General features: G+C 65.0%; 23 protein-coding genes. 13 read left to right on the plus strand and 10 right to left on the minus strand.

From position 1 onward, the window contains the following. Positions 1–66: 66 nt before the first annotated feature. From NFE57_RS09235 to NFE57_RS09260, 6 genes are read right to left on the minus strand one after another with little or no spacing between them, the layout of a single operon-like run. A complete protein-coding gene (locus NFE57_RS09235; protein ID WP_252135285.1) occupies positions 67–963 on the minus strand; it encodes a ParB/RepB/Spo0J family partition protein in 897 nt (298 codons plus the stop codon). Beyond that, a complete protein-coding gene (locus tag NFE57_RS09240; RefSeq protein ID WP_252135286.1) occupies positions 960–1739 on the minus strand; it encodes a ParA family protein in 780 nt (259 codons plus the stop codon). Before NFE57_RS09240 ends, NFE57_RS09235 begins: the two co-directional genes overlap by 4 nt. Beyond that, positions 1736–2347: a 16S rRNA (guanine(527)-N(7))-methyltransferase RsmG gene (locus NFE57_RS09245; protein ID WP_252135287.1), complete on the minus strand. Its 612-nt coding sequence runs from the start codon at positions 2345–2347 to the stop codon at positions 1736–1738. The genes NFE57_RS09240 and NFE57_RS09245 overlap by 4 nt, the downstream gene beginning before the upstream one ends. Beyond that, positions 2344–4185 carry a tRNA uridine-5-carboxymethylaminomethyl(34) synthesis enzyme MnmG gene (gene mnmG / locus NFE57_RS09250; RefSeq protein WP_252135288.1) on the minus strand — a complete coding sequence of 614 codons (1842 nt, stop codon included), beginning with the start codon at positions 4183–4185 and terminating at the stop codon, positions 2344–2346. Before mnmG ends, NFE57_RS09245 begins: the two co-directional genes overlap by 4 nt. 56 nt (positions 4186–4241) lie before the next feature. Beyond that, positions 4242–5534 carry a tRNA uridine-5-carboxymethylaminomethyl(34) synthesis GTPase MnmE gene (gene mnmE, locus NFE57_RS09255; RefSeq protein ID WP_252135289.1) on the minus strand — a complete coding sequence of 431 codons (1293 nt, stop codon included), beginning with the start codon at positions 5532–5534 and terminating at the stop codon, positions 4242–4244. Next, positions 5515–5751: a DUF6489 family protein gene (locus tag NFE57_RS09260; RefSeq protein ID WP_252135290.1), complete on the minus strand. Its 237-nt coding sequence runs from the start codon at positions 5749–5751 to the stop codon at positions 5515–5517. Before NFE57_RS09260 ends, mnmE begins: the two co-directional genes overlap by 20 nt. Before the next feature lie 49 nt (positions 5752–5800). Here NFE57_RS09260 and NFE57_RS09265 point away from each other — a divergent pair, with 49 nt between their 5' ends. Together NFE57_RS09265 and NFE57_RS09270 are read left to right on the plus strand one after the other, a co-directional pair. Further along, complete coding sequence (locus NFE57_RS09265) at positions 5801–6277, plus strand: methylated-DNA--[protein]-cysteine S-methyltransferase (RefSeq protein ID WP_252135291.1); 477 nt, start codon at positions 5801–5803, stop codon at positions 6275–6277. Beyond that, positions 6274–6975: a dienelactone hydrolase family protein gene (locus NFE57_RS09270; RefSeq protein ID WP_252135292.1), complete on the plus strand. Its 702-nt coding sequence runs from the start codon at positions 6274–6276 to the stop codon at positions 6973–6975. Before NFE57_RS09265 ends, NFE57_RS09270 begins: the two co-directional genes overlap by 4 nt. Positions 6976–7098: 123 nt before the next feature. Here the strand turns inward: NFE57_RS09270 and NFE57_RS09275 are convergent, their stop codons facing one another. Further along, the gene (locus NFE57_RS09275) at positions 7099–7719 is read right to left on the minus strand and encodes a YjbE family putative metal transport protein (protein WP_252135293.1); all 621 of its coding nucleotides are present in this window, start codon (positions 7717–7719) and stop codon (positions 7099–7101) included. 206 nt (positions 7720–7925) lie between these two features. Here NFE57_RS09275 and NFE57_RS09280 point away from each other — a divergent pair, with 206 nt between their 5' ends. Continuing rightward, entirely contained in the window at positions 7926–8621 is a 696-nt protein-coding gene (locus NFE57_RS09280) for a tetratricopeptide repeat protein (protein ID WP_252135294.1), read from the plus strand. A 5-nt stretch (positions 8622–8626) separates the two neighbouring features. Here the strand turns inward: NFE57_RS09280 and rho are convergent, their stop codons facing one another. The 3 genes from rho to hemE form a co-directional block, all read right to left on the minus strand. After that, complete coding sequence (gene rho, locus NFE57_RS09285; protein ID WP_252135295.1) at positions 8627–9883, minus strand: transcription termination factor Rho; 1257 nt, start codon at positions 9881–9883, stop codon at positions 8627–8629. A 155-nt stretch (positions 9884–10038) separates the two neighbouring features. Next, positions 10039–10494: a HemJ family protein gene (locus NFE57_RS09290; protein WP_252135296.1), complete on the minus strand. Its 456-nt coding sequence runs from the start codon at positions 10492–10494 to the stop codon at positions 10039–10041. After that, the gene (hemE, locus tag NFE57_RS09295) at positions 10491–11528 is read right to left on the minus strand and encodes a uroporphyrinogen decarboxylase (RefSeq protein ID WP_286207766.1); all 1038 of its coding nucleotides are present in this window, start codon (positions 11526–11528) and stop codon (positions 10491–10493) included. The genes NFE57_RS09290 and hemE overlap by 4 nt, the downstream gene beginning before the upstream one ends. Before the next feature lie 300 nt (positions 11529–11828). Between hemE and NFE57_RS09300 the strand changes: the two genes are divergently transcribed. From NFE57_RS09300 to NFE57_RS09345, 10 genes are all read left to right on the plus strand, one after another. After that, entirely contained in the window at positions 11829–12647 is an 819-nt protein-coding gene (locus tag NFE57_RS09300; RefSeq protein ID WP_252135298.1) for a pyruvate, water dikinase regulatory protein, read from the plus strand. Continuing rightward, positions 12638–13234 carry a Maf family protein gene (locus NFE57_RS09305; RefSeq protein WP_252135299.1) on the plus strand — a complete coding sequence of 199 codons (597 nt, stop codon included), beginning with the start codon at positions 12638–12640 and terminating at the stop codon, positions 13232–13234. The genes NFE57_RS09300 and NFE57_RS09305 overlap by 10 nt, the downstream gene beginning before the upstream one ends. Further along, the gene (locus NFE57_RS09310) at positions 13231–14037 is read left to right on the plus strand and encodes a shikimate dehydrogenase family protein (RefSeq protein WP_252135300.1); all 807 of its coding nucleotides are present in this window, start codon (positions 13231–13233) and stop codon (positions 14035–14037) included. Before NFE57_RS09305 ends, NFE57_RS09310 begins: the two co-directional genes overlap by 4 nt. Continuing rightward, positions 14034–14639 carry a dephospho-CoA kinase gene (gene coaE, locus NFE57_RS09315; RefSeq protein ID WP_252135301.1) on the plus strand — a complete coding sequence of 202 codons (606 nt, stop codon included), beginning with the start codon at positions 14034–14036 and terminating at the stop codon, positions 14637–14639. The genes NFE57_RS09310 and coaE overlap by 4 nt, the downstream gene beginning before the upstream one ends. A gap of 7 nt (positions 14640–14646) precedes the next feature. Then, entirely contained in the window at positions 14647–15339 is a 693-nt protein-coding gene (gene dnaQ / locus NFE57_RS09320) for a DNA polymerase III subunit epsilon (protein ID WP_252135302.1), read from the plus strand. A 51-nt stretch (positions 15340–15390) separates the two neighbouring features. After that, complete coding sequence (gene hpf / locus NFE57_RS09325) at positions 15391–15978, plus strand: ribosome hibernation-promoting factor, HPF/YfiA family (protein WP_252135303.1); 588 nt, start codon at positions 15391–15393, stop codon at positions 15976–15978. Between the two features lie 93 nt (positions 15979–16071). Next, the gene (locus NFE57_RS09330; protein WP_252135304.1) at positions 16072–16539 is read left to right on the plus strand and encodes a PTS sugar transporter subunit IIA; all 468 of its coding nucleotides are present in this window, start codon (positions 16072–16074) and stop codon (positions 16537–16539) included. Further along, positions 16529–16993: a PaaI family thioesterase gene (locus tag NFE57_RS09335; RefSeq protein WP_252135305.1), complete on the plus strand. Its 465-nt coding sequence runs from the start codon at positions 16529–16531 to the stop codon at positions 16991–16993. Before NFE57_RS09330 ends, NFE57_RS09335 begins: the two co-directional genes overlap by 11 nt. Continuing rightward, positions 16990–17331, plus strand: a complete 342-nt coding sequence (locus NFE57_RS09340) for a DUF1491 family protein (RefSeq protein ID WP_252135306.1) — start codon at positions 16990–16992, stop codon at positions 17329–17331. Before NFE57_RS09335 ends, NFE57_RS09340 begins: the two co-directional genes overlap by 4 nt. Before the next feature lie 163 nt (positions 17332–17494). Beyond that, complete coding sequence (locus tag NFE57_RS09345) at positions 17495–18169, plus strand: cell wall hydrolase (RefSeq protein ID WP_252135307.1); 675 nt, start codon at positions 17495–17497, stop codon at positions 18167–18169. Positions 18170–18210: the final 41 nt, after the last annotated feature.

Raw genomic sequence — 18210 nt, forward strand, 5'->3', positions numbered from 1 at the left:
CTGGATTATCTTTTGTTGGCCGCGATTTCCGAGTCATCAGATGATTCCATCTGGCTCGAAACCACTCTAGATCGTCTCGCCGCTGAGCCGCTGGCAGATCATATCGAGCTGATCGAGCGTCGAATAAGCGAGCGTCAGCGTGCCGCCCTTGTCGCCGTGGGTAATCTTGACGTGAAGCCCGATCAGATCGCCCAATTGCCGTTCGAGCGCGGCGATATCGGCGTTCGGTTCGCCACGATCGCGCGGTGCAGCATTCGTACCCGCGCCGCCGGTCTTGACCTCGCGTGCCAGCTTTTCGGTCTCGCGCACCGACAGATCGCGATCGATGACTTCGGCCGCGAGCCGTTCGGGATCGCGCGCACCGATCAGCGCACGCGCCTGTCCCATGCTCAACCGACCATGAGCGACATGGTCGCGCACCGGCGCGGGCAGATCGAGCAGGCGGATCAGATTGGCGATATGGCTGCGCGATTTGTGCACGAGCTTGCCCAGCGCTTCCTGCGTGTGCCCGAACTCCTCGATCAGCTTGTGATAGGCCTCGGCCTCTTCGATCGCGTTGAGGTCTTCGCGCTGGATATTCTCAAGGAGCGCGATTTCGAGCGTCTCCGAATCTCCAAAATCACGAACGATTACAGGAACTTCATGTAGACGTGCCCGCTGCGCCGCCCGCCAGCGGCGTTCGCCTGCGACGATCTGATAGGCATGGCCGTGCGGCCGGACGACGATCGGCTGGATCAACCCGCGCGTTGCGATCGACTGCGCCAGTTCGTCGAGCGCATCCTCGTCGAAATAACGGCGCGGCTGATCGGGATGCGGCGCGAGCGAGGCGACCGGCAACGTGCGGATGCCCGCCACGCTCGGCGCACCATCCGGCGTCACCGGGGCTTCGATGGCGATATCGCCCATCAGCGCCGACAGCCCACGGCCGAGGCCCGAGCGCGGTTTGCGCGTGCCCTCGCTCATGCCGCCTTGGCCGGCTTGGGCAGCCGCCCGATCAGCTCCCGCGCCAACGCGATATACGCTTCCGAGCCCGCGCAGCGATGATCGTAGATCAGCGCGGGTACGCCGTGGCTCGGCGCCTCGGACAGCCGGACGTTGCGTGGAATCACGGTTTCGAACACCACCCGCCCGAGCACCGCGCGAACGTCGTCCGACACCTGCTCGGTCAATCGGTTGCGGCGGTCATACATCGTCAGCACCACGCCGAGGATCGACAACCCCGGATTGAAGCGCGAGCGGATCCGTTCGACCGTATTGAGCAGCTGGCTCAAGCCTTCGAGCGCGAAGAATTCGCACTGGAGCGGCACCAGCAGCGAATCGGCGGCAACCATCGCGTTGAGCGTCAGCAGCCCCAGCGACGGCGGGCAATCGATCAGGATGACATCCCACGCGCCGTCATCATGGGTCAGCACGCGATCGAGCCGATGCGTGCGCGCGTCGAAATCGACCAGTTCGATCTCGGCGCCCGACAGATCCTCGGTCGCGGGAATCAAATCGAGCCGCGGGACGCGCGAGGCAATCGCCGCGTCACGCAGCGAAACCTCGTTGATCAGCAGATCGTAACTCGATTTGGTGCGCTCAGCACGCGGTACGCCGAGCCCGGTCGACGCATTGCCCTGCGGATCGAGATCGATCAGCAACACGCGCAGCCCGACCGCCGCCAGCGCGGTACCAAGGTTGATCGCCGTCGTCGTCTTGCCGACGCCGCCCTTCTGATTTGCCACCGCAATGCAGGTCATCGGGGGTACACGCCTCTCGCCACGATGATCAGCGCGTCCGGATCGGTCACGCTGCGTTCCACGTGAAACGAACCATGCCATGCTTGGCGCGCGGACGCTACCTCTTCGCGCGCGCTGCGCCCTTTGGGAAGCACCCAGATCGTGTTGCGCGCGGCATTATGGGACGCGGCAGCGAACAAATCGGGAAGTGCCGCGACCGCACGCGCGGAAATGACGGCGAACCGCCCCGTCAACGCCTGCACTTTCGATGCCGCCACGGTCACGCGATCACCGATTCCAAGCGCGGTTGCGGCATCGTCGAGAAAGGCGGCGCGGCGCTTGCGCGGCTCGCACAAGGTCACGGCCCGATCGGTGAGCAGCGCGACGATCATCCCCGGAAATCCCGCGCCTGCACCAATATCGAGCCAGGAACCTTCGGATGTGGCATGATCGAGCAATTGCGCCGAATCGACGACATGGCGTGCCCAGATCGACTCGAGCGTCGACGCGGCGATGAGATTTTGCCGGATCGATTCGGCACGCACCAAATCGCAAAAATGCGCAACCGACGTTTCACGTGGAACACCATAACGGTCGCGCACCCAAGTGCGGGCCTCGTCCTCGGTCATGCCGCGCGACGACGAACGTGGAGCAGGATCGCCGACAAAGCCGCAGGCGTTACCCCGCGCAGCCGCCCCGCCGCGCCCAAGGTGGCGGGGCGTGCGGCGCCCAGCCGCTCGACCATTTCATTCGAGAGCCCGGCGATCGCCGCGTAATCCAGCACGGCGGGCAGCCCGATCGCATCGCTCGCGCGCATCTCGGCAACCTCCGCGCGCTGGCGTTCGAGATAGGGCGCGTAATGCGCGTCCTCGATCGCTTCGGAGACAAGACCCGGATCGATACCCGCAAAGCCTTCGGGCACGAGGTGATCGAGCGTGACATCGGGAAAACGCAGCCATTCTGCAAGCGAACGGCGCACGCCGTCCTGCTTCACCGGCGCGCCCTTTTGCGCGAGTTCGCTCGGGCTCGCGATGGTGGCAAGCCGTTGATCGATGGTCGCGCGCTGGTGCACCCGTGTCTGCTGATGCCGCAACCGTGCCTCGCCCAGACACCCCAGCGCCGCCGCGATCGGGCCGAGCCGCGTCTCGGCATTGTCGACCCGCAAGCGCAGCCGGTATTCGGCGCGCGCGGTGAGCATCCGATAGGGTTCGGTCACACCCTGCAGCACCAGGTCGTCGATCATCACGCCGATATACGAATCGGCACGATCAAGCGTCAGCGGCGCGAGATCACAGGCGGTTGCCGCGGCGTTTACGCCAGCGACCAGCCCCTGCGCCGCCGCTTCCTCATATCCCGTGGTGCCGTTGATCTGGCCCGCGCAGAACAAGCCGGGCACCGCCGACACTTCCAACGTCGGCGCCAGCGCACGCGGATCGATATGATCGTATTCGACGGCATAGCCCGGCACGACGATCCGCGCGTATTCGAGCCCCTTGATGCTGGCGACGAGCGCCGCCTGGACGTCGGGCGGCAGCGAACTCGAAATGCCGTTGGGATAGACCAGACCGTCGTCGAGCCCCTCTGGCTCGAGAAACACCTGATGGCCGTCGCGGTCACCGAAGCGGACGATCTTGTCCTCGATCGACGGGCAATAGCGCGGCCCCAATGCCTCGATCGCCCCCGAATAAAGCGGTGAGCGATCGAGCCCGCCGCGAATGATGGCGTGCGTCCGGTCGTTGGTGCGCGTGATCGCACAGGCGAGCTGGGGCAACGGCCGCCCCACGCTCATCGGCGACATCGTCCATCCACCACCATCGGAAGGCTGCCGCTCCAACACCGCCCAGTCGATTGTGCGCGCATCGAGGCGCGGCGGCGTCCCCGTCTTGAGCCGCGCCATCGGCAGGGCGAGCCCGCGAAGCTGATGACCGAGCGCGGTCGCCGCCCGATCGCCGGTGCGGCCACCGATCCCCCGCTCCTCGCCGCAAAACAGCCGCCCGCCGAGAAACGTACCCGTAGCAAGGATCACGGTCGGGGCCCGCATCCGCATGCCGTCCGCGAGTGTAATGCCCGCCACGCGCCCCCCGGCGAGATCGAGCGCCACGGCCTCACCCTCGATCACCGTCAAACTGGGCTGTGCGGCAACCATCGTCTGCACTGCCTGCGCGAACCGGCGGCGATCGGCCTGGACGCGCGGCCCCTGCACCGCGGCGCCTTTGCTGGCGTTGAGCATCCGGTAATGGATCCCGCCGGCATCGGCCGCGCGTGCGATCAGGCCGTCGAACGCATCGACTTCGCGGACGAGATGGCCCTTCCCCAAGCCCCCGATCGCCGGATTGCAGGACATTGCCCCGATGGTCGCGGCGTCGAAGGTCAACAGCGCCACCCGCACGCCCCGCCGCGCGGCAGCACAGGCCGCTTCGGTACCGGCGTGCCCGCCGCCGACGACGATAACATCGAAGCTGGTCATGCCGCGGCGCTATGCTTCCTGGGGTGGAAAGTCAAAATCGTTCCACGTGGAACATCTCACTTCCCGATGCAGAAACGCGAAAAAAGCGCGTCGAGCATATCCTCGGTACCCGCACGGCCGGTGATCCGGTCGAGCGCAACGCGCGCCCGACGAAGCCGCTCGGCGACGATCAGTGGATCGTGAACATCGCCGATCACCGCCAATTCGTCATACGCCAGCCGGCACAGATCGCGCTGACGCTGGTTGAGAACCGGCTGATCGAGACGCGGCAGAAGCGCCGTCGCCCGCGCCGCGAGCGCGTGCCACAACGCAATGATGCCCTCCCCTGTCGCAGCAGAAACCACGAGCCGCCCTGAAGGCGGCGACTTCCGCTCGGGCATATCGACGCGTGCATGGATCGGCAGTGCATTCGCATTTGCCGGCGGCGGGGCATCATCGAGCCACAACACGATGTCCGCCGCCTCGATCGCGTCGCGTGCACGATCGATCCCGATAAGTTCGATCGGATCGTCGCTGGTGTCGCGCAGCCCGGCCGTGTCGGTAAAGACATAAGCGATACCGTCGCGTGCCACCGGAATCTCGATCCGGTCGCGCGTCGTTCCCGAGATCGGCGACACAATCGCCGCTTCGCGTTCAACCAAAGCATTGAGCAGGGTCGATTTTCCGGTGTTCGGTGCGCCTGCCAGCACAATGCGGATACCGTCGCGCAGCCGTTCGATCGTCGGCGCATCGAGCAAGGCCGCCATCTCGTCGGCAAGTGCAATACCATCGGCAGTCACCCCCGTCAGATCGACGGCAACATCATCCTCGTCCGAGAAATCGATCGCCGCCTCAACCTGCGCTGCAAGCACGACCAGTCGGCGGGTCCATCCCGTCACCGCGCGACTGATTGCCCCTTCGGCCGTAGCCATTGCGGCGCGGCGCTGGGTTTCGGTCTCGGCGGCGAGCAGATCGCCAAGCCCCTCGGCCTGCGCGAGATCGATCCGGCCCGCAGCAAGCGCACGACGGGTGAACTCGCCCGGCTCGGCCCGTCGCACCCTCGCATGACGCAGCAGCGCCGCTTCAACCGCGGCGACCACCGCGCGGCCACCGTGACAGTGAAATTCGACCAGATCCTCGCCGGTCGCCGTTGCCGGGGCGGCAAAAGCAAGCACCAGCGCCCGATCGAGCAACATGCCATCGTGGCCTCGCAGCCCCCGCAACACCGCTTCGCGCGGTGCGGGCAACGGCCCTGCCACCGCCGCCGCCACCGCGAAGGCATCGGGACCGCTCAGCCGGATAATGCCGATCGCCGCCGGTGGCGCACCGCTCGACAGCGCAACGATCGTATCAGCCGCCAGTGCCGCCATTCTTACCCTCGAACATCCGTCGCCAGAACGTCATTGCTCCCTCGCCCATCGGCGCCCAGCTCCGCATCATCTGCTCGATCAGTTCGGGATGTGCAGCCGGGTCCATCATGTCGCCCATCGTCGCGACATATTTCTCGTGCAGTGGTGTCAGGTCCGGAAGCCCCATCACCCGGCGCGCCTCTTCGGGGGTGCATTCCACCTCTACGTTGATCTTCATTGCCCGTCTCCGCTTGAGCGCATCGCGCCGAGGCTGCATAACATGCGCCATGTATGCGCAGGACCAGGCGGTGATCGCAACGCCGATCGGCGCGGTGCGGATCATCGGCGACGATCGGACGATCGCCCGCATTGCCATCGGCGGCACGGCGGCGCCCTTGACGGGGCACGCCGACGCCGTGCGTACCGCCGCCGACCAGTTGAGCGCCTGGTTTGCCGGTAGGCTGACGACGTTCGATCTTCCCCTCACCCCCGCCGCGACGCCGCGCGGGCAGGCGTTGCGCGACGCGATGATCGGCATCGGCTATGGCGAGACGATGAGCTATGGTGCGCTCGCCCGCGTGGCCAATTCAGGCGCGCGCGCGATCGGGCAGGCCTGCGCGCGCAACCCCTTCCCGATCATCGTCCCATGCCACCGCGTGCTGGGCGCCGGCGGCGCGCTGGGCGCCTATTCGGCAGGCGAGGGCCCCGCCACCAAGCAATGGCTGCTCGATCACGAGCACCGAACCAAGGGAACGCAAGGATGACCGAGATGCTGACGATCACACCATTGGATGGCGCGGGTAGTTTCATGGCCTATTGTGCCCGGCCCGCGAGCGCCCCCCGTGCAGCGATCGTCGTCATCCAGGAGATTTTCGGGGTCAATGCCGGCGTCCGCCGCAAGTGTGACCGGCTGGCCGAGGCCGGCTATCTCGCGATCGCGCCCGATCTGTTCTGGCGGCTCGAACCGGGGATCGAACTCGATCCCGATGTCGCCCCCGAATTCGAGCGGGCACTGGGGCTGATGGGCAAGTTCAACCAGGATGCGGGGGTCCGCGATATCGAATCGACGATCCGCGCCGCGCGCGCGGCGCTGGGCGGCACCGGCAAGGTCGGCGTGGTCGGCTACTGCCTCGGCGGACGGCTGGCCTATATGACCGCGGCGCGCACCGATATCGATGCCAGTGTTGGTTACTATGCGGTGGGTATCGATAACCTGTTAGGCGAAAAACACGCGATCGCGCACCCGCTGATGCTCCATATCGCGGGTGCCGACCATTTTGTCGATGCCGCCACGCAGGCAAAAATGCACGCGGGGCTCGACGATCATCCCAAGGTGACACTGGTCGATTATCCGGGTGAGGATCACGGTTTCGCGACCGAGTTCGGCAAGCGACGGTCGGAAGCAGCGGCCCAACGCGCCGACGAACGCACCGCGGCATTCTTCGCAACGCACCTCGGCTGACCGTGAGCGGTATCCAGCTTCCCTGAAACAGAGACGGCACCAACCCGCTTCTCCACCTCACCTCTCAAGCAATCATGCTGGGTGAGGTGGGGAAGCGGGCCAGTGCCGCTACCTCAAATAAATCTACATCAGTCGCCCGATCAGCCCCAAATGGTGGTCGAGCAGCCCTTCATAGATCATCCGGAACGCCACCCAGACGATCACCGCAAGCCCGACATAAGCGATCCAGCGATACCGGTCGACGACACGCGCGATCAGGCTTGCGGCAAGCCCCATCACCGCAACCGACAGGATCAGCCCGAACACGAGGATCGACGGATGGTCGCGCGCCGCACCCGCGACGCCCAGCACATTGTCGAGGCTCATACTGACGTCGGCGAGCGCCACCGCCCAGGCCGCCCTGGCAAAGCTCTTGGGCGGCGCGGTAGCCGTTTCGTGATCCACGACATCGTGCGCACGCAGATCGCGCCACATCTTCCACGAAACCCAGAGCAGCAACAGCCCGCCTGCAAACAGCAACCCGACGATCTGAAGCAGTTGCGTCGCGATCAGCGCGAAGATGATCCGCAGCACCAGCGCGGCGCCGACCCCGACCAGCACGACCTTTTTCTGCTGCGCACGCGGAAGCCCGGCCGCGAGCGTGCCGACCACGACCGCATTGTCCCCCGCCAGCACCAGATCGATCATGACGACCTGCACGAACACGGCAAAGCCGGCAGGTGTGAAGAACGATGCGATATCCATGCCGGCCCCCAGTGCGCCTCACCGGCGCCGGGATCAACCCACCCGCCCGAAAATCCGCACGCGCGTCATGGCTGCCGGTATCGATCAGATCGCCTGCCCCGCCGTCTCGAGCACACCCGACAGGACCGCTCCGCCACGAACGCCCGCGATCGCAGCCTTGACAGGTGTATTATCTTAACAATACAGACGGGAAGAGGGAGGCTTACATGAATAACACACCTGCTCACGGCACGGCGCTGTTCCTCGCATCGCTCGCAACCCCCACGGCATCGGCGGCGGACGAGACCCCGACCGCGCAAGCCTTCCAAACCTATCTCGACCGCTGCCATGCCGCGCATGTCTGCAACGGCGCGTATCTGGCGGCGCGCGACGGCAAGACGATCTTTATCGGAGCGGTGGGTGATGCCGGCGACGCCGCGCGGACGCCGCTGACCATCGACAGCGCCTTCGACATCAACAACGCGCAGGACGACAGCGTCGACGATCATGTCGCCCTGCTCGCCGCGCTGGCGATGGGCGAGCCGGCATCGCCCGTCCGCCCGTCAATCGCCTGGGCCTTGCCCGAGCGGCTCGACAAAGACGATGCCCCATCGATTGCCATGTGGTTCGATCGCGAGCTTGCCGCCACGCCGCGCCGCTACGTGATCGACGACCGCGATCTCAACCAGCTCGGCTACGATCTGTTACGGCACAAGCGGCCGGCGGATGCAGTCACGGTGTTCGGCCTCCTCACGCACGCTTATCCCGAAAAGCCCAATGGCTATGACAGCCTGGCCGATGGTTATGAAGCGCTCGGCAAACGCGACGCCGCGATCGCCGCGATGCGCAAGGCGGTATCGTTCGATCCGGCCTCGGTCCAATATCAGCGCCACCTCGCGGCGCTGACCGACGGAAAGGACTGAATCCTCTACTGGTTCATCGAGTCGAAGAAATCCTCGTTGGTCTTCGAATCCTTCATCTTGTCGAGCAGGAATTCCATCGCGTCGATGGTGCCCATCTGCATCAGGATCCGGCGCAACACCCACATTTTGGAGAGCTTGGCCTTGTCGACCAGCAGCTCTTCCTTGCGGGTGCCGGACTTGCCGACGTCGAGTGCCGGGAAGATGCGCTTGTCCGCGACCTTGCGATCGAGAACGATTTCCGAGTTGCCGGTGCCCTTGAATTCCTCGAAGATCACTTCGTCCATGCGGCTGCCGGTATCGATCAGCGCGGTGGCGATGATCGATAGCGAGCCGCCTTCCTCGATGTTGCGCGCCGCGCCGAAGAAGCGCTTCGGGCGCTGAAGCGCGTTGGCGTCGACGCCGCCAGTCAACACCTTGCCCGAGGACGGAACAACGGTGTTGTAGGCACGGCCGAGCCGGGTGATCGAATCGAGCAGGATTACCACGTCCTTCTTGTGTTCGACCAGCCGTTTGGCCTTTTCGATCACCATTTCGGCGACCTGGACGTGGCGGTTGGCGGGCTCGTCGAAGGTCGAGGAAACAACCTCGCCCTTCACCGATCGCTGCATGTCGGTGACTTCCTCGGGCCGCTCGTCGATCAGCAGCACGATCAGGAAGACTTCGGGATGGTTGTCGGTGATCGCCTTGGCGATGTTCTGGAGCATCACCGTCTTGCCGACGCGCGGTGGGGCCACGATCAGCGTGCGCTGCCCCTTGCCCTGCGGGCTGACGATGTCGATGACGCGCGCCGATTTGTCCTTGACGGTCGGGTCCTGCGGATCGAGCGTCAGTTTGCTCTCGGGATAGAGCGGCGTCAGATTGTCGAAATTGACGCGGTGGCGAACCACATCGGGATTGTCGAAATTGATGCTGGTGAGCTTGGTCAGCGCAAAATAGCGCTCGCCATCCTTGGGCCCGCGAATCTCGCCTTCCACCGTATCGCCGGTGCGCAAGCCGAATTTGCGAACCTGATTGGGCGAGATGTAGATATCGTCGGGGCCGGCGAGATAGTTCGCCTCGGGGCTGCGCAGGAAACCGAACCCGTCGGGCAGCACTTCGATCGTGCCGAGCCCCATGATCTGATCACCAAGATCGGCCTGCTCCTTGAGGATACCGAACAGCAGATCCTGCTTGCGGAGCGTCGACGCACCCTCGACCCCCAGCGCCTCGGCCATTTCGACCAGCTCGGCGGGAGTCTTCTTCTTGAGGTCTTTGAGATGCATGGGAAAAGTCCGGTGCGGGCTTGTGATAGAGGCGCGTCGGTCGACGGAAGACGACGATGCGAGAAAGGAGGGCCGGCAACGGGGTGGTCCACCGCGTACCGGATGCTTCGCGAATTAGGAGGCGTCCCCCGTCAAGTCAAGCGCGCACGCGCGGTTCAGAACGGCCGCACGATCACCAGGATGACGATCAGAACAACGAACAGCGCCGGGATTTCGTTGGCGATCCGCAATTGCCGGTCCGACAACCGCGCTTCACCGCGCGCAAGCTTTTTCGAATAGCCGACCGCCCAGCCGTGATAGCCCGACAGGATGAAAACGAGCGCGATCTTGGCATGGAGCCACCCAAGCCCCGCGAACCCGTCGAACAGCCCTATATTGACCGCCAGCAGGGCGCCCAGCACCCACACCATCAGGATCGAGGGGGTGATGATCATCCGGCGCAGCGTGGCCTCCCGATCGATCCACAGCTTCTCCTGTACCGCATCGCCGAGCGCCTGCTGATGATGGATCAGATAGCGCGGCAGGATGAACATCGACGCCATCCAGAAGATCACGAAAACGACGTGCGCCGCTTTCACCCACAGATAGCTGGCGCCGAGAAAACCGGTCATGCTGCTCCCCTTACCCGCGCCAGCAATTGCTCGACATGCGCGATCGGCGTGAACTGGCCGATGCCATGCCCCAGATTAAAGATGTGCGGACGATCCTGGAACGCGGCAAGAATGCGGTCAACGCCCGCGTCGAGCGCGGCACCGCCGGCCAGCAACGCCAGCGGATCGAGATTGCCCTGCACCGGTAGCCCCTCAGGTAGGATCGAGTCGGCCCAGACCGGATCGACCGTCTCGTCGAGCCCGATCGCATCGATCCCGGTCTCCCGCGCATAGGCGCCAAGCTTGCCCCCCGCTCCCTTGGGAAAACCGATGATCGGCGTATCGGGATGGCGCGCCTTCAGCCCGCGGACGATCGCCACCGTCGGTGCGATCACCCAGCGTTCGAACTGTGCCGGCGAAAGGCTTCCCGCCCAGCTGTCGAACAATTGCACCGCCTCGACACCCGCGTCGATCTGGCCGGCGAGATAATCGATCGTCATCGCCACGATCGCATCGATGATCGCATCGAATTTCCGGGGATCGCCATAGGCAAGCGCGCGCGTCTCGGCCTGATCGCGGCTGCCCTGCCCGGCAACCATATAGGTCGCAACCGTCCAGGGCGATCCGGCAAAACCAAGCAACGTGGCGTGCGCGGGCAATGCCGCCGCCACGCCGCGCACGGTGGCGTAGACCGGATCGAGCCGCTCGGGGTGGCGCGCAAGACCATCGAGCGCGGCATCGACCAGTGGCGGGGCCAGCCGTGGTCCCTCACCCGCCTCGAACCGCAGATCCTGCCCCAGCGCCCAGGGAACGATCAGAATGTCCGAGAACAGGATCGCCCCGTCCATCGCGAACCGGCGAATCGGTTGCAGTGTGACCTCGGTTGCCGCCTCGGGATCCATCGCCAGTTCGAGGAAGCCGCCCTTGGTTTCCCGCAGCGCGCGATATTCGGGCAGATAGCGTCCGGCCTGGCGCATCATCCAGATCGGCGGCACCGGCTGACGGGTACCGTTGAGAACCGCGAGCAGCGGCTTGGTTTCAAGCGAGCGGGACAGTCTGGATACTCCCTACTTCTATCTAAGAGATAAGATTCTAAAAGGATGTAGATGTAGATGGCGGGTTAATGTCGGGGCTTATGCGGTCGTGCCCGATATGCCAACAGCTTGACCGCGCGCAGGCACCACAGCCCGGCGATTCGATTCACTTTTCCCCGTTATCCACAGCCTGTGCACCGAACCCTGCCCTGTCGACGACATTGTGGATGAATCGAACCTTATCCGCAGCGTTTCGCTCGCTTGGCGGGCGCGGCATGTTGCGCTAGCGGTTGCGGGCATGTTGTCCACAGATTCATGCCCGTGACGCGGCTGCACCTTCATCTGCTGTCCGATTCGACCGGCGAGACGCTGGAGAACATCGCCAAAGCCGCGCTCGCGCAATATGACGATGTCGAAACGATCCGGCATTTCTGGCCGATGGTGCGCACCGAAGCGCATCTCGAACGTATCCTGCAAGAGATCGCCCAGAATCCAGGCCTCGTCATCTATACGCTGGTCAACAGCACGACGCGGCGGATTCTCGAACAGCGCTGTCGCGCGCTCGGGCTGCCCGTGGTGGCGCCGCTCGATCCGGTCAACGATGCCCTGTCGGCGATGCTGGGCCAGCAGGCCAAGGCGCGCCCCGGCCGCCAGCACGTGCTCGACGCCGCTTATTTCGCGCGGGTCGATGCGATTCAGTTCACGATCGCGCACGATGACGGGATCGGTGCGGAGGATTGGGAAGAGGCCGATATCGTGCTCGCGGGCGTCTCGCGCTCGTCGAAGACGCCGACCTCGATCTATCTCGCCAATCGCGGCTTCAAGACCGCCAACATCCCGATCGTGGTCGAAAGCCCGCCGCCGCCGGCGCTGTTCTCGCTCAGGAACCCGCTCGTCGTCGGGCTGACGACCAGCGCCGATCGACTGATCCAGGTCCGCCGCAACCGCCTGCTGTCGCTCAACCAGGCGCCCGAGACCGATTATGTCGATGCCGATGCGGTCCAGCGCGAGGTCGCGTTCGCGCGGCGGATGTTCGCCGACAACGGCTGGTCGGTGATCGACGTCACCCGGCGCTCGATCGAGGAGACGGCAGCGGCGGTGATCGCGCTCGTCCAGCAACGTGATGCCCTATGCGTCTGATCCTCGCCTCCAAAAGCGCATCGCGCCGCGCGATGCTCGATGCCGCCGGGGTGCCCTATGAGGCGCTGGCGGCGAACGTCGACGAGGACTCGGTCAAGCGTGCGATGCGTGCCGAAAACGTCAAACCGCGCGACCTCGCCGATGCGCTCGCCGAACTGAAAGCGATCAAGATCGCGCAGGCCATGCCGGGGGCGCTCGTGCTGGGGTCGGATTCGCTGGTCGCGCTCGATGATGGGTCGATGCTCGACAAGCCTGAAAGCCGTGAGCAGGCCGCCGCGCATCTGCGGGCGATGTCGGGTCGGCGCCACGACCTGATAAGCGCGGCGGTGATCGCGGAGAATGGCCGGCCGGTGTGGCGGGTGGTTGATCGCGCCAAGATGTTCGTGCGGCCGCTGTCGGAAGCGTTCATCGCCGAATATCTCGATGCCGAATGGCCCGCGATCGCCGGTTGTGTCGGCTGCTATCGGATCGAGGGGCCGGGTGCGCAGTTGTTCAGCCGGATCGAGGGTAGCCAGTTCACCGTGCTGGGCATGCCGTTGCTGCCGGTGCTCGACTATCTGCGGACGCGGGGAGTGTTGACGTCATGAGTTACGCCGAGGTGATCGGAGATCCGATCAAGCACACCAAATCCCCGGTGATCCACAATTTCTGGCTCGATGCGCTCGGGCTCGACGCCAGCTATCGTGCGACCCACGTCACCCCCGAGGGGCTGGCTGCGTTTTTCGATGAGCGCCGCGCCGATCCCGCATGGCGTGGCTGCAATATCACGCTGCCGCACAAACAGGCTGCGCTCGATCTGATCGAGGATCGCGGCGGTGTCCGCGATACGATCGGTGCGGTGAACACCGTCTTCCGTGCCGAAGACGGGGCGCTGGTCGGCACCAACACCGATGCCGGTGGTTTCTTCGCGCCGATCGCCGAACTCGATCTCGAGGGCGCGCCGGTGGTGGTGGTCGGCGCGGGGGGCGCCGCGCGCGCGATCCTGTTTGCGCTGTCGAAGATGCAGGTCGGCCGCGTGACCTTGCTCAACCGCTCGCCGCTCAAAGGCGCCGCGTTGCTGGCGTCGTTCGGGTTGAAGGGCGAGGCGCTGCCGCTTGATGCCAAACTGCCGCCGGCCGCGCTGCTGGTCAACACCAGCCCGCTCGGGATGGTCGGCCAGCCGCCGCTGGTGCTCGATCTGGCACCGCTTCCCGACGATGCGGTGGTATACGACATCGTCTATGCCCCGCTCGAAACCGAGTTGCTGGCCCAAGCACGTGCCCGCGATCTCGATACGGTCGACGGGCTCGACATGCTGGTCGGGCAGGCCGCGCTCGGCTTCGAGATCTTCTTCGGCGCCACCCCTCCGCGCGATCGCGACGACGAATTGCGCGCGCTGCTGACGGTATGACCGCCCGGCCGCTGACGATCGGCCTGACCGGCTCGATCGGGATGGGCAAAACCACCGCCGCGGCGATGTTCGCGGCCGAAGGCGCGCCGGTATTCGATGCCGATGCCGTGGTGCACGCGCTTCAGGGCCCCGGCGGGCGGCTGGTCGCGGCGATCGAGGCGCTGTTTCCCGGTACGACCGGTCCCGATGGCGTCGATCGCGCCGCGCTTGGTGGCGCGGTGCTCGGCGATCGCGAAAAATTACGCCAGCTCGAGGCGCTGGTTCATCCCGCGGTTGCCGAGGAACGTCGGCATTTTCTGGCGACCCATGCCGATGCACCGCTCGTCGTGCTCGATATTCCATTGCTGTTCGAAACCGGGGGCGAGGCGCATGTCGACAAGGTCGTCGTCGTCTCGGCACCCGAGGCGGTGCAGCGCGCGCGCGTGCTCAAGCGTCCCGGGATGACCGAGGCACGGTTCGCGGCGATTCTGGCGCGCCAGACCCCCGATGCCGAGAAGCGCGCGCGCGCCGATTTCGTGATTCGCACCGACTGTCCGATGGATGCGACGCGCGCGCAGATTCGCGCGGTGATTGCTTGCCTCCGGCAGCCTTCGGGGCAATAGTATCGGGATGCGTGAAATCGTCTTCGATACCGAAACGACGGGGCTTAGCTTCGGCGGTGGCGACCGGCTGGTGGAGATCGGCTGCGTCGAACTGATCAACCGCGTCGAGACCGGCCGGACCTTCCATGCGTATTACCATCCCGAGCGGTCGATGCCCGCCGAGGCGCAAGCGGTCCACGGGATCAGCGAGGCCTTTCTTGCCGATAAACCGCTGTTCGCCGATGCGGTCGAGGAATTGCTCGATTTCCTCGGCGACAGCCCGCTGATCGCGCACAATGCCGGGTTCGATTTCTCGTTCGTCAATGGCGAACTCGGGCGCTGCGGCCGGCTTGCGATCGGCATGGAACGGATGGTCGATACGCTTGCGATCGCGCGCCAGCGCCATCCCGGCGCCAAGCATACGCTTGACGCCTTGTGCTCGCGCTTCGGGATCGATCGCAGCCACCGCGTCCTCCACGGCGCGTTGCTCGACGCGCAATTGCTTGCGCAGGTCTATGTCGAACTCACCGGCGGTCGCCAGATCGGCCTGGGGCTGGTGGTCGAGCCCGACACTGTATCGGAAACCGTGCGCGTCACGCAGACGCCCGCGATCGTGCGTCCACCACGCACCTTCGTGCCGAGCGATGCGGAACTTGCGACGCACGCGGCGTTTCTGAAGGATATCGTCAATCCGCTCTGGAACTCCGGCGCACCGGGTTGACGATTCCGGGGGACGTGCCCACGTCCCTTATTCAGGTTGGAGAAGATCGCTATGGATATCCGGGTTTCGGGCCATCAGGTCGATGTCGGTGAGGCGCTCAAGCAGCAGTGTCGAGATCGACTCCTGGGAATTTCGAGCAAATACTTCTCACGCGCGATCGCGGCACAGGTCACATTCGGCCGGGGCCCGCACGACAACCGCTTCACCTGCGACATCGTGGCGCATGTGATGCAGGGGCTGGTGCTCAAGGGCTCGAATGACGGTACCGACGCTTACGCCGCATTCGACGGCGCCGCGCACAAGATCGAGAAGCAATTGCGCCGCTACATGCGGCGGCTCAAGGATCGCAATCAGGGCGAAGCCTTGGCCACAGCCGATTCCTTCTCGTACGATAACGCCGGCTATACGATCTTCTCCGAAGTCGAAGGGGAAGAGGAGATCGAAATCGATCATCCGCTGATCGTCGCCGAAACCCGCGCCAATATTCCCGAGGCCAGCGTATCGGATGCGGTGATGATGCTCGATCTGCGCAACACCGCGGCCTTGCTGTTCAAGAACAGCGGCACCGGGGTTTACAACATGGTCTATCACCGCGGCGACGGCACGATCGGTTGGGTCGAACCCAACCGCGCCGGCTGAGGGCCGCAACCGGCACCGCAGCTTCCTGTCTTCATGGCCGCCGCCCGACATTTGGATGCGGGGGGCGGCCATGCCATACCATATGGTATTTAAATGACTGATTTCAGCGATATACTCTCTGCCGATGCGGCGCTTGCGCAAGTGTCGGCGCCCACCAAGAAGCATTTGTTCCAGACGCTGGCGACGGCGGCGGGCGAAAGCTACGGGGTCGATCCGCAGGCGGTGGCCGAAACGCTGGCCGAACGCGAGAAGCTCGGTTCGACCGGGTTCGGTGGCGGCGTCGCGATTCCGCATGGCCGGCTCGATGGGCTCGATCGCGTGGTTGGCGTCGTCGTCCAGCTTGCGCAGCCGATCGATTACCAGGCGATCGACGATCTGCCGGTCGATCTCGCGTTCATGCTGCTGTCACCGCCACAGGCGGGCGCGGCGCATCTGAAGGCGCTCGCGCGCGTGTCACGCGGGCTGCGCGACGGCGGTTTCGTCGCCAAGTTGCGCGGCGCCGGTTCGCCCGACGCGCTTTACGCACTCCTCACCGACAGCGGAGCACGCGATGCCGCCTGACGCGCTGGCGGGTGAGGACGCGCATTTCCGCGCGCTCGAATCGCTTTACGCCGCTGCGCCGATCAATGGCCTGTTCGATTCCCGGCTCGAGATCACCGCGCCGGGTATGTCGCGAATCCACTTCACGATCGAGCCCCGCCATTTCCACGCTGCCGGCGCGGCGCACGGCACGAGCTATTTCAAGATGCTCGACGACGCTGCTTTCTATGCCGCGAACAGCCTCGTCACCGATCGCTTTCTGCTGACCACCGCTTTCACCTTGTTGTTCACCAAGCCGCTGCGCGAAGGGCCTGTCACCGCCGAGGGCCGCTGGGTGAGCGGGCAGCGACGCGTGTTCGTCGCCGAGGCCCGGCTGATCGATGCCGATGGCGAGGAAGCGGCGCGCGGTACGGGCACCTTCATGCGCTCGCGAATCCCGCTCGCCACGCTGGCGGGTTACGGCACTGGCGCATGAGTGCGCGGTTGCCGAGCGGGGTCGTGGTCGGTGCGCTGCTCCGCCGGGTAAACGATTCCGGTGGGCTCGGCATGGTGCTCGCCAGGGGGGACGCGCAGGCGGGTTCCATTCTCGTTTTGACACGGAAAAATGGCGGAAATCCGCGCTTTCTGGAGCGTGGAATCGGTTTTGACGGAACCGAAACTCTGGTGGTGTCCGGACCTCAAGATACTGATAACGAACAGGAAATTATGGAATATTGCGCGCGCCGGCGCCGGTCCGACCCCGATTTGTGGGTGATTGAACTGGATAGCCCGGCGGCAGAACGGTTCGCCGCTGAAACGATCCTCGGGCGTTGACTCTTCTGCGGCGCACAATCAGGAGCTTTTTCCAGCAAAAAAGCACGCGTTGTGCCGTCGGGGTCAGAGGCCGCCGGTGACGCAGTCGGGGGGTTACCCGGCGGATCGATTGTTGAAGGCATGATCGTTCCGGCCGTGAGCCAACCGCATTCAAATCGTGATCATGACCGTATCTCAACGCGTCGCGGCAGCCGCGGCGTTTCTTCTTTGCGTGAGCGGTATTGGCGCCCTCACGTCTCCGGGTGCCGCGTCCGAGCTGGCCAGTGCCGCGCTCGACGGATCGAGCCCCGCATCCGATCTTGCCAACGTCCCGACATCGATAACGGTTCCCACGCTGAATCTCACCACCAGGCCGGTGCCCGCCCCCGATGGCGTGCAGGTGCAGATGATTCCCGTTGAGGACGCGGTCGCCGACGCCGATTATGCATCGCTCGCCGAGGCGGTTGCCGCACAAGCAATGCCCGATGAGGTCGATCCGCAACTCAGCTGCCTGGCCGGCGCGATCTATTTCGAATCGAAGGGCGAGCCGCTCTCGGGCCAGCTCGCGGTCGCCAATGTCATCATGAACCGCGTCGAATCGGGTCGCTTCCCGTCGACGATCTGCGGCGTTGTGACGCAGCCCGGCCAGTTCTCGTTCGTACGCGGCGGCAAGATTCCGTCGATCGATCCTGCCCGCAAGGCGTATCGTACCGCGATGGCGGTGGCGCAGGTCGCGATGACCGACGATTGGAGCAAGGACCCAGCGCCCGACGCCTTGTTCTTCCACGCCAAGCGCGTCCGCCCCGGCTGGGGCAAGGCCCAGGTCGCAACGATCGGCCACCACGTCTTCTATCGCTGAGACTGTTTTCAGTTTCTGCCGACACCACGCCGGCCCGCTTC

It is taken from the genome of Hephaestia sp. MAHUQ-44, from assembly GCF_023806085.1.
Taxonomy (GTDB): domain Bacteria; phylum Pseudomonadota; class Alphaproteobacteria; order Sphingomonadales; family Sphingomonadaceae; genus Sphingomonas.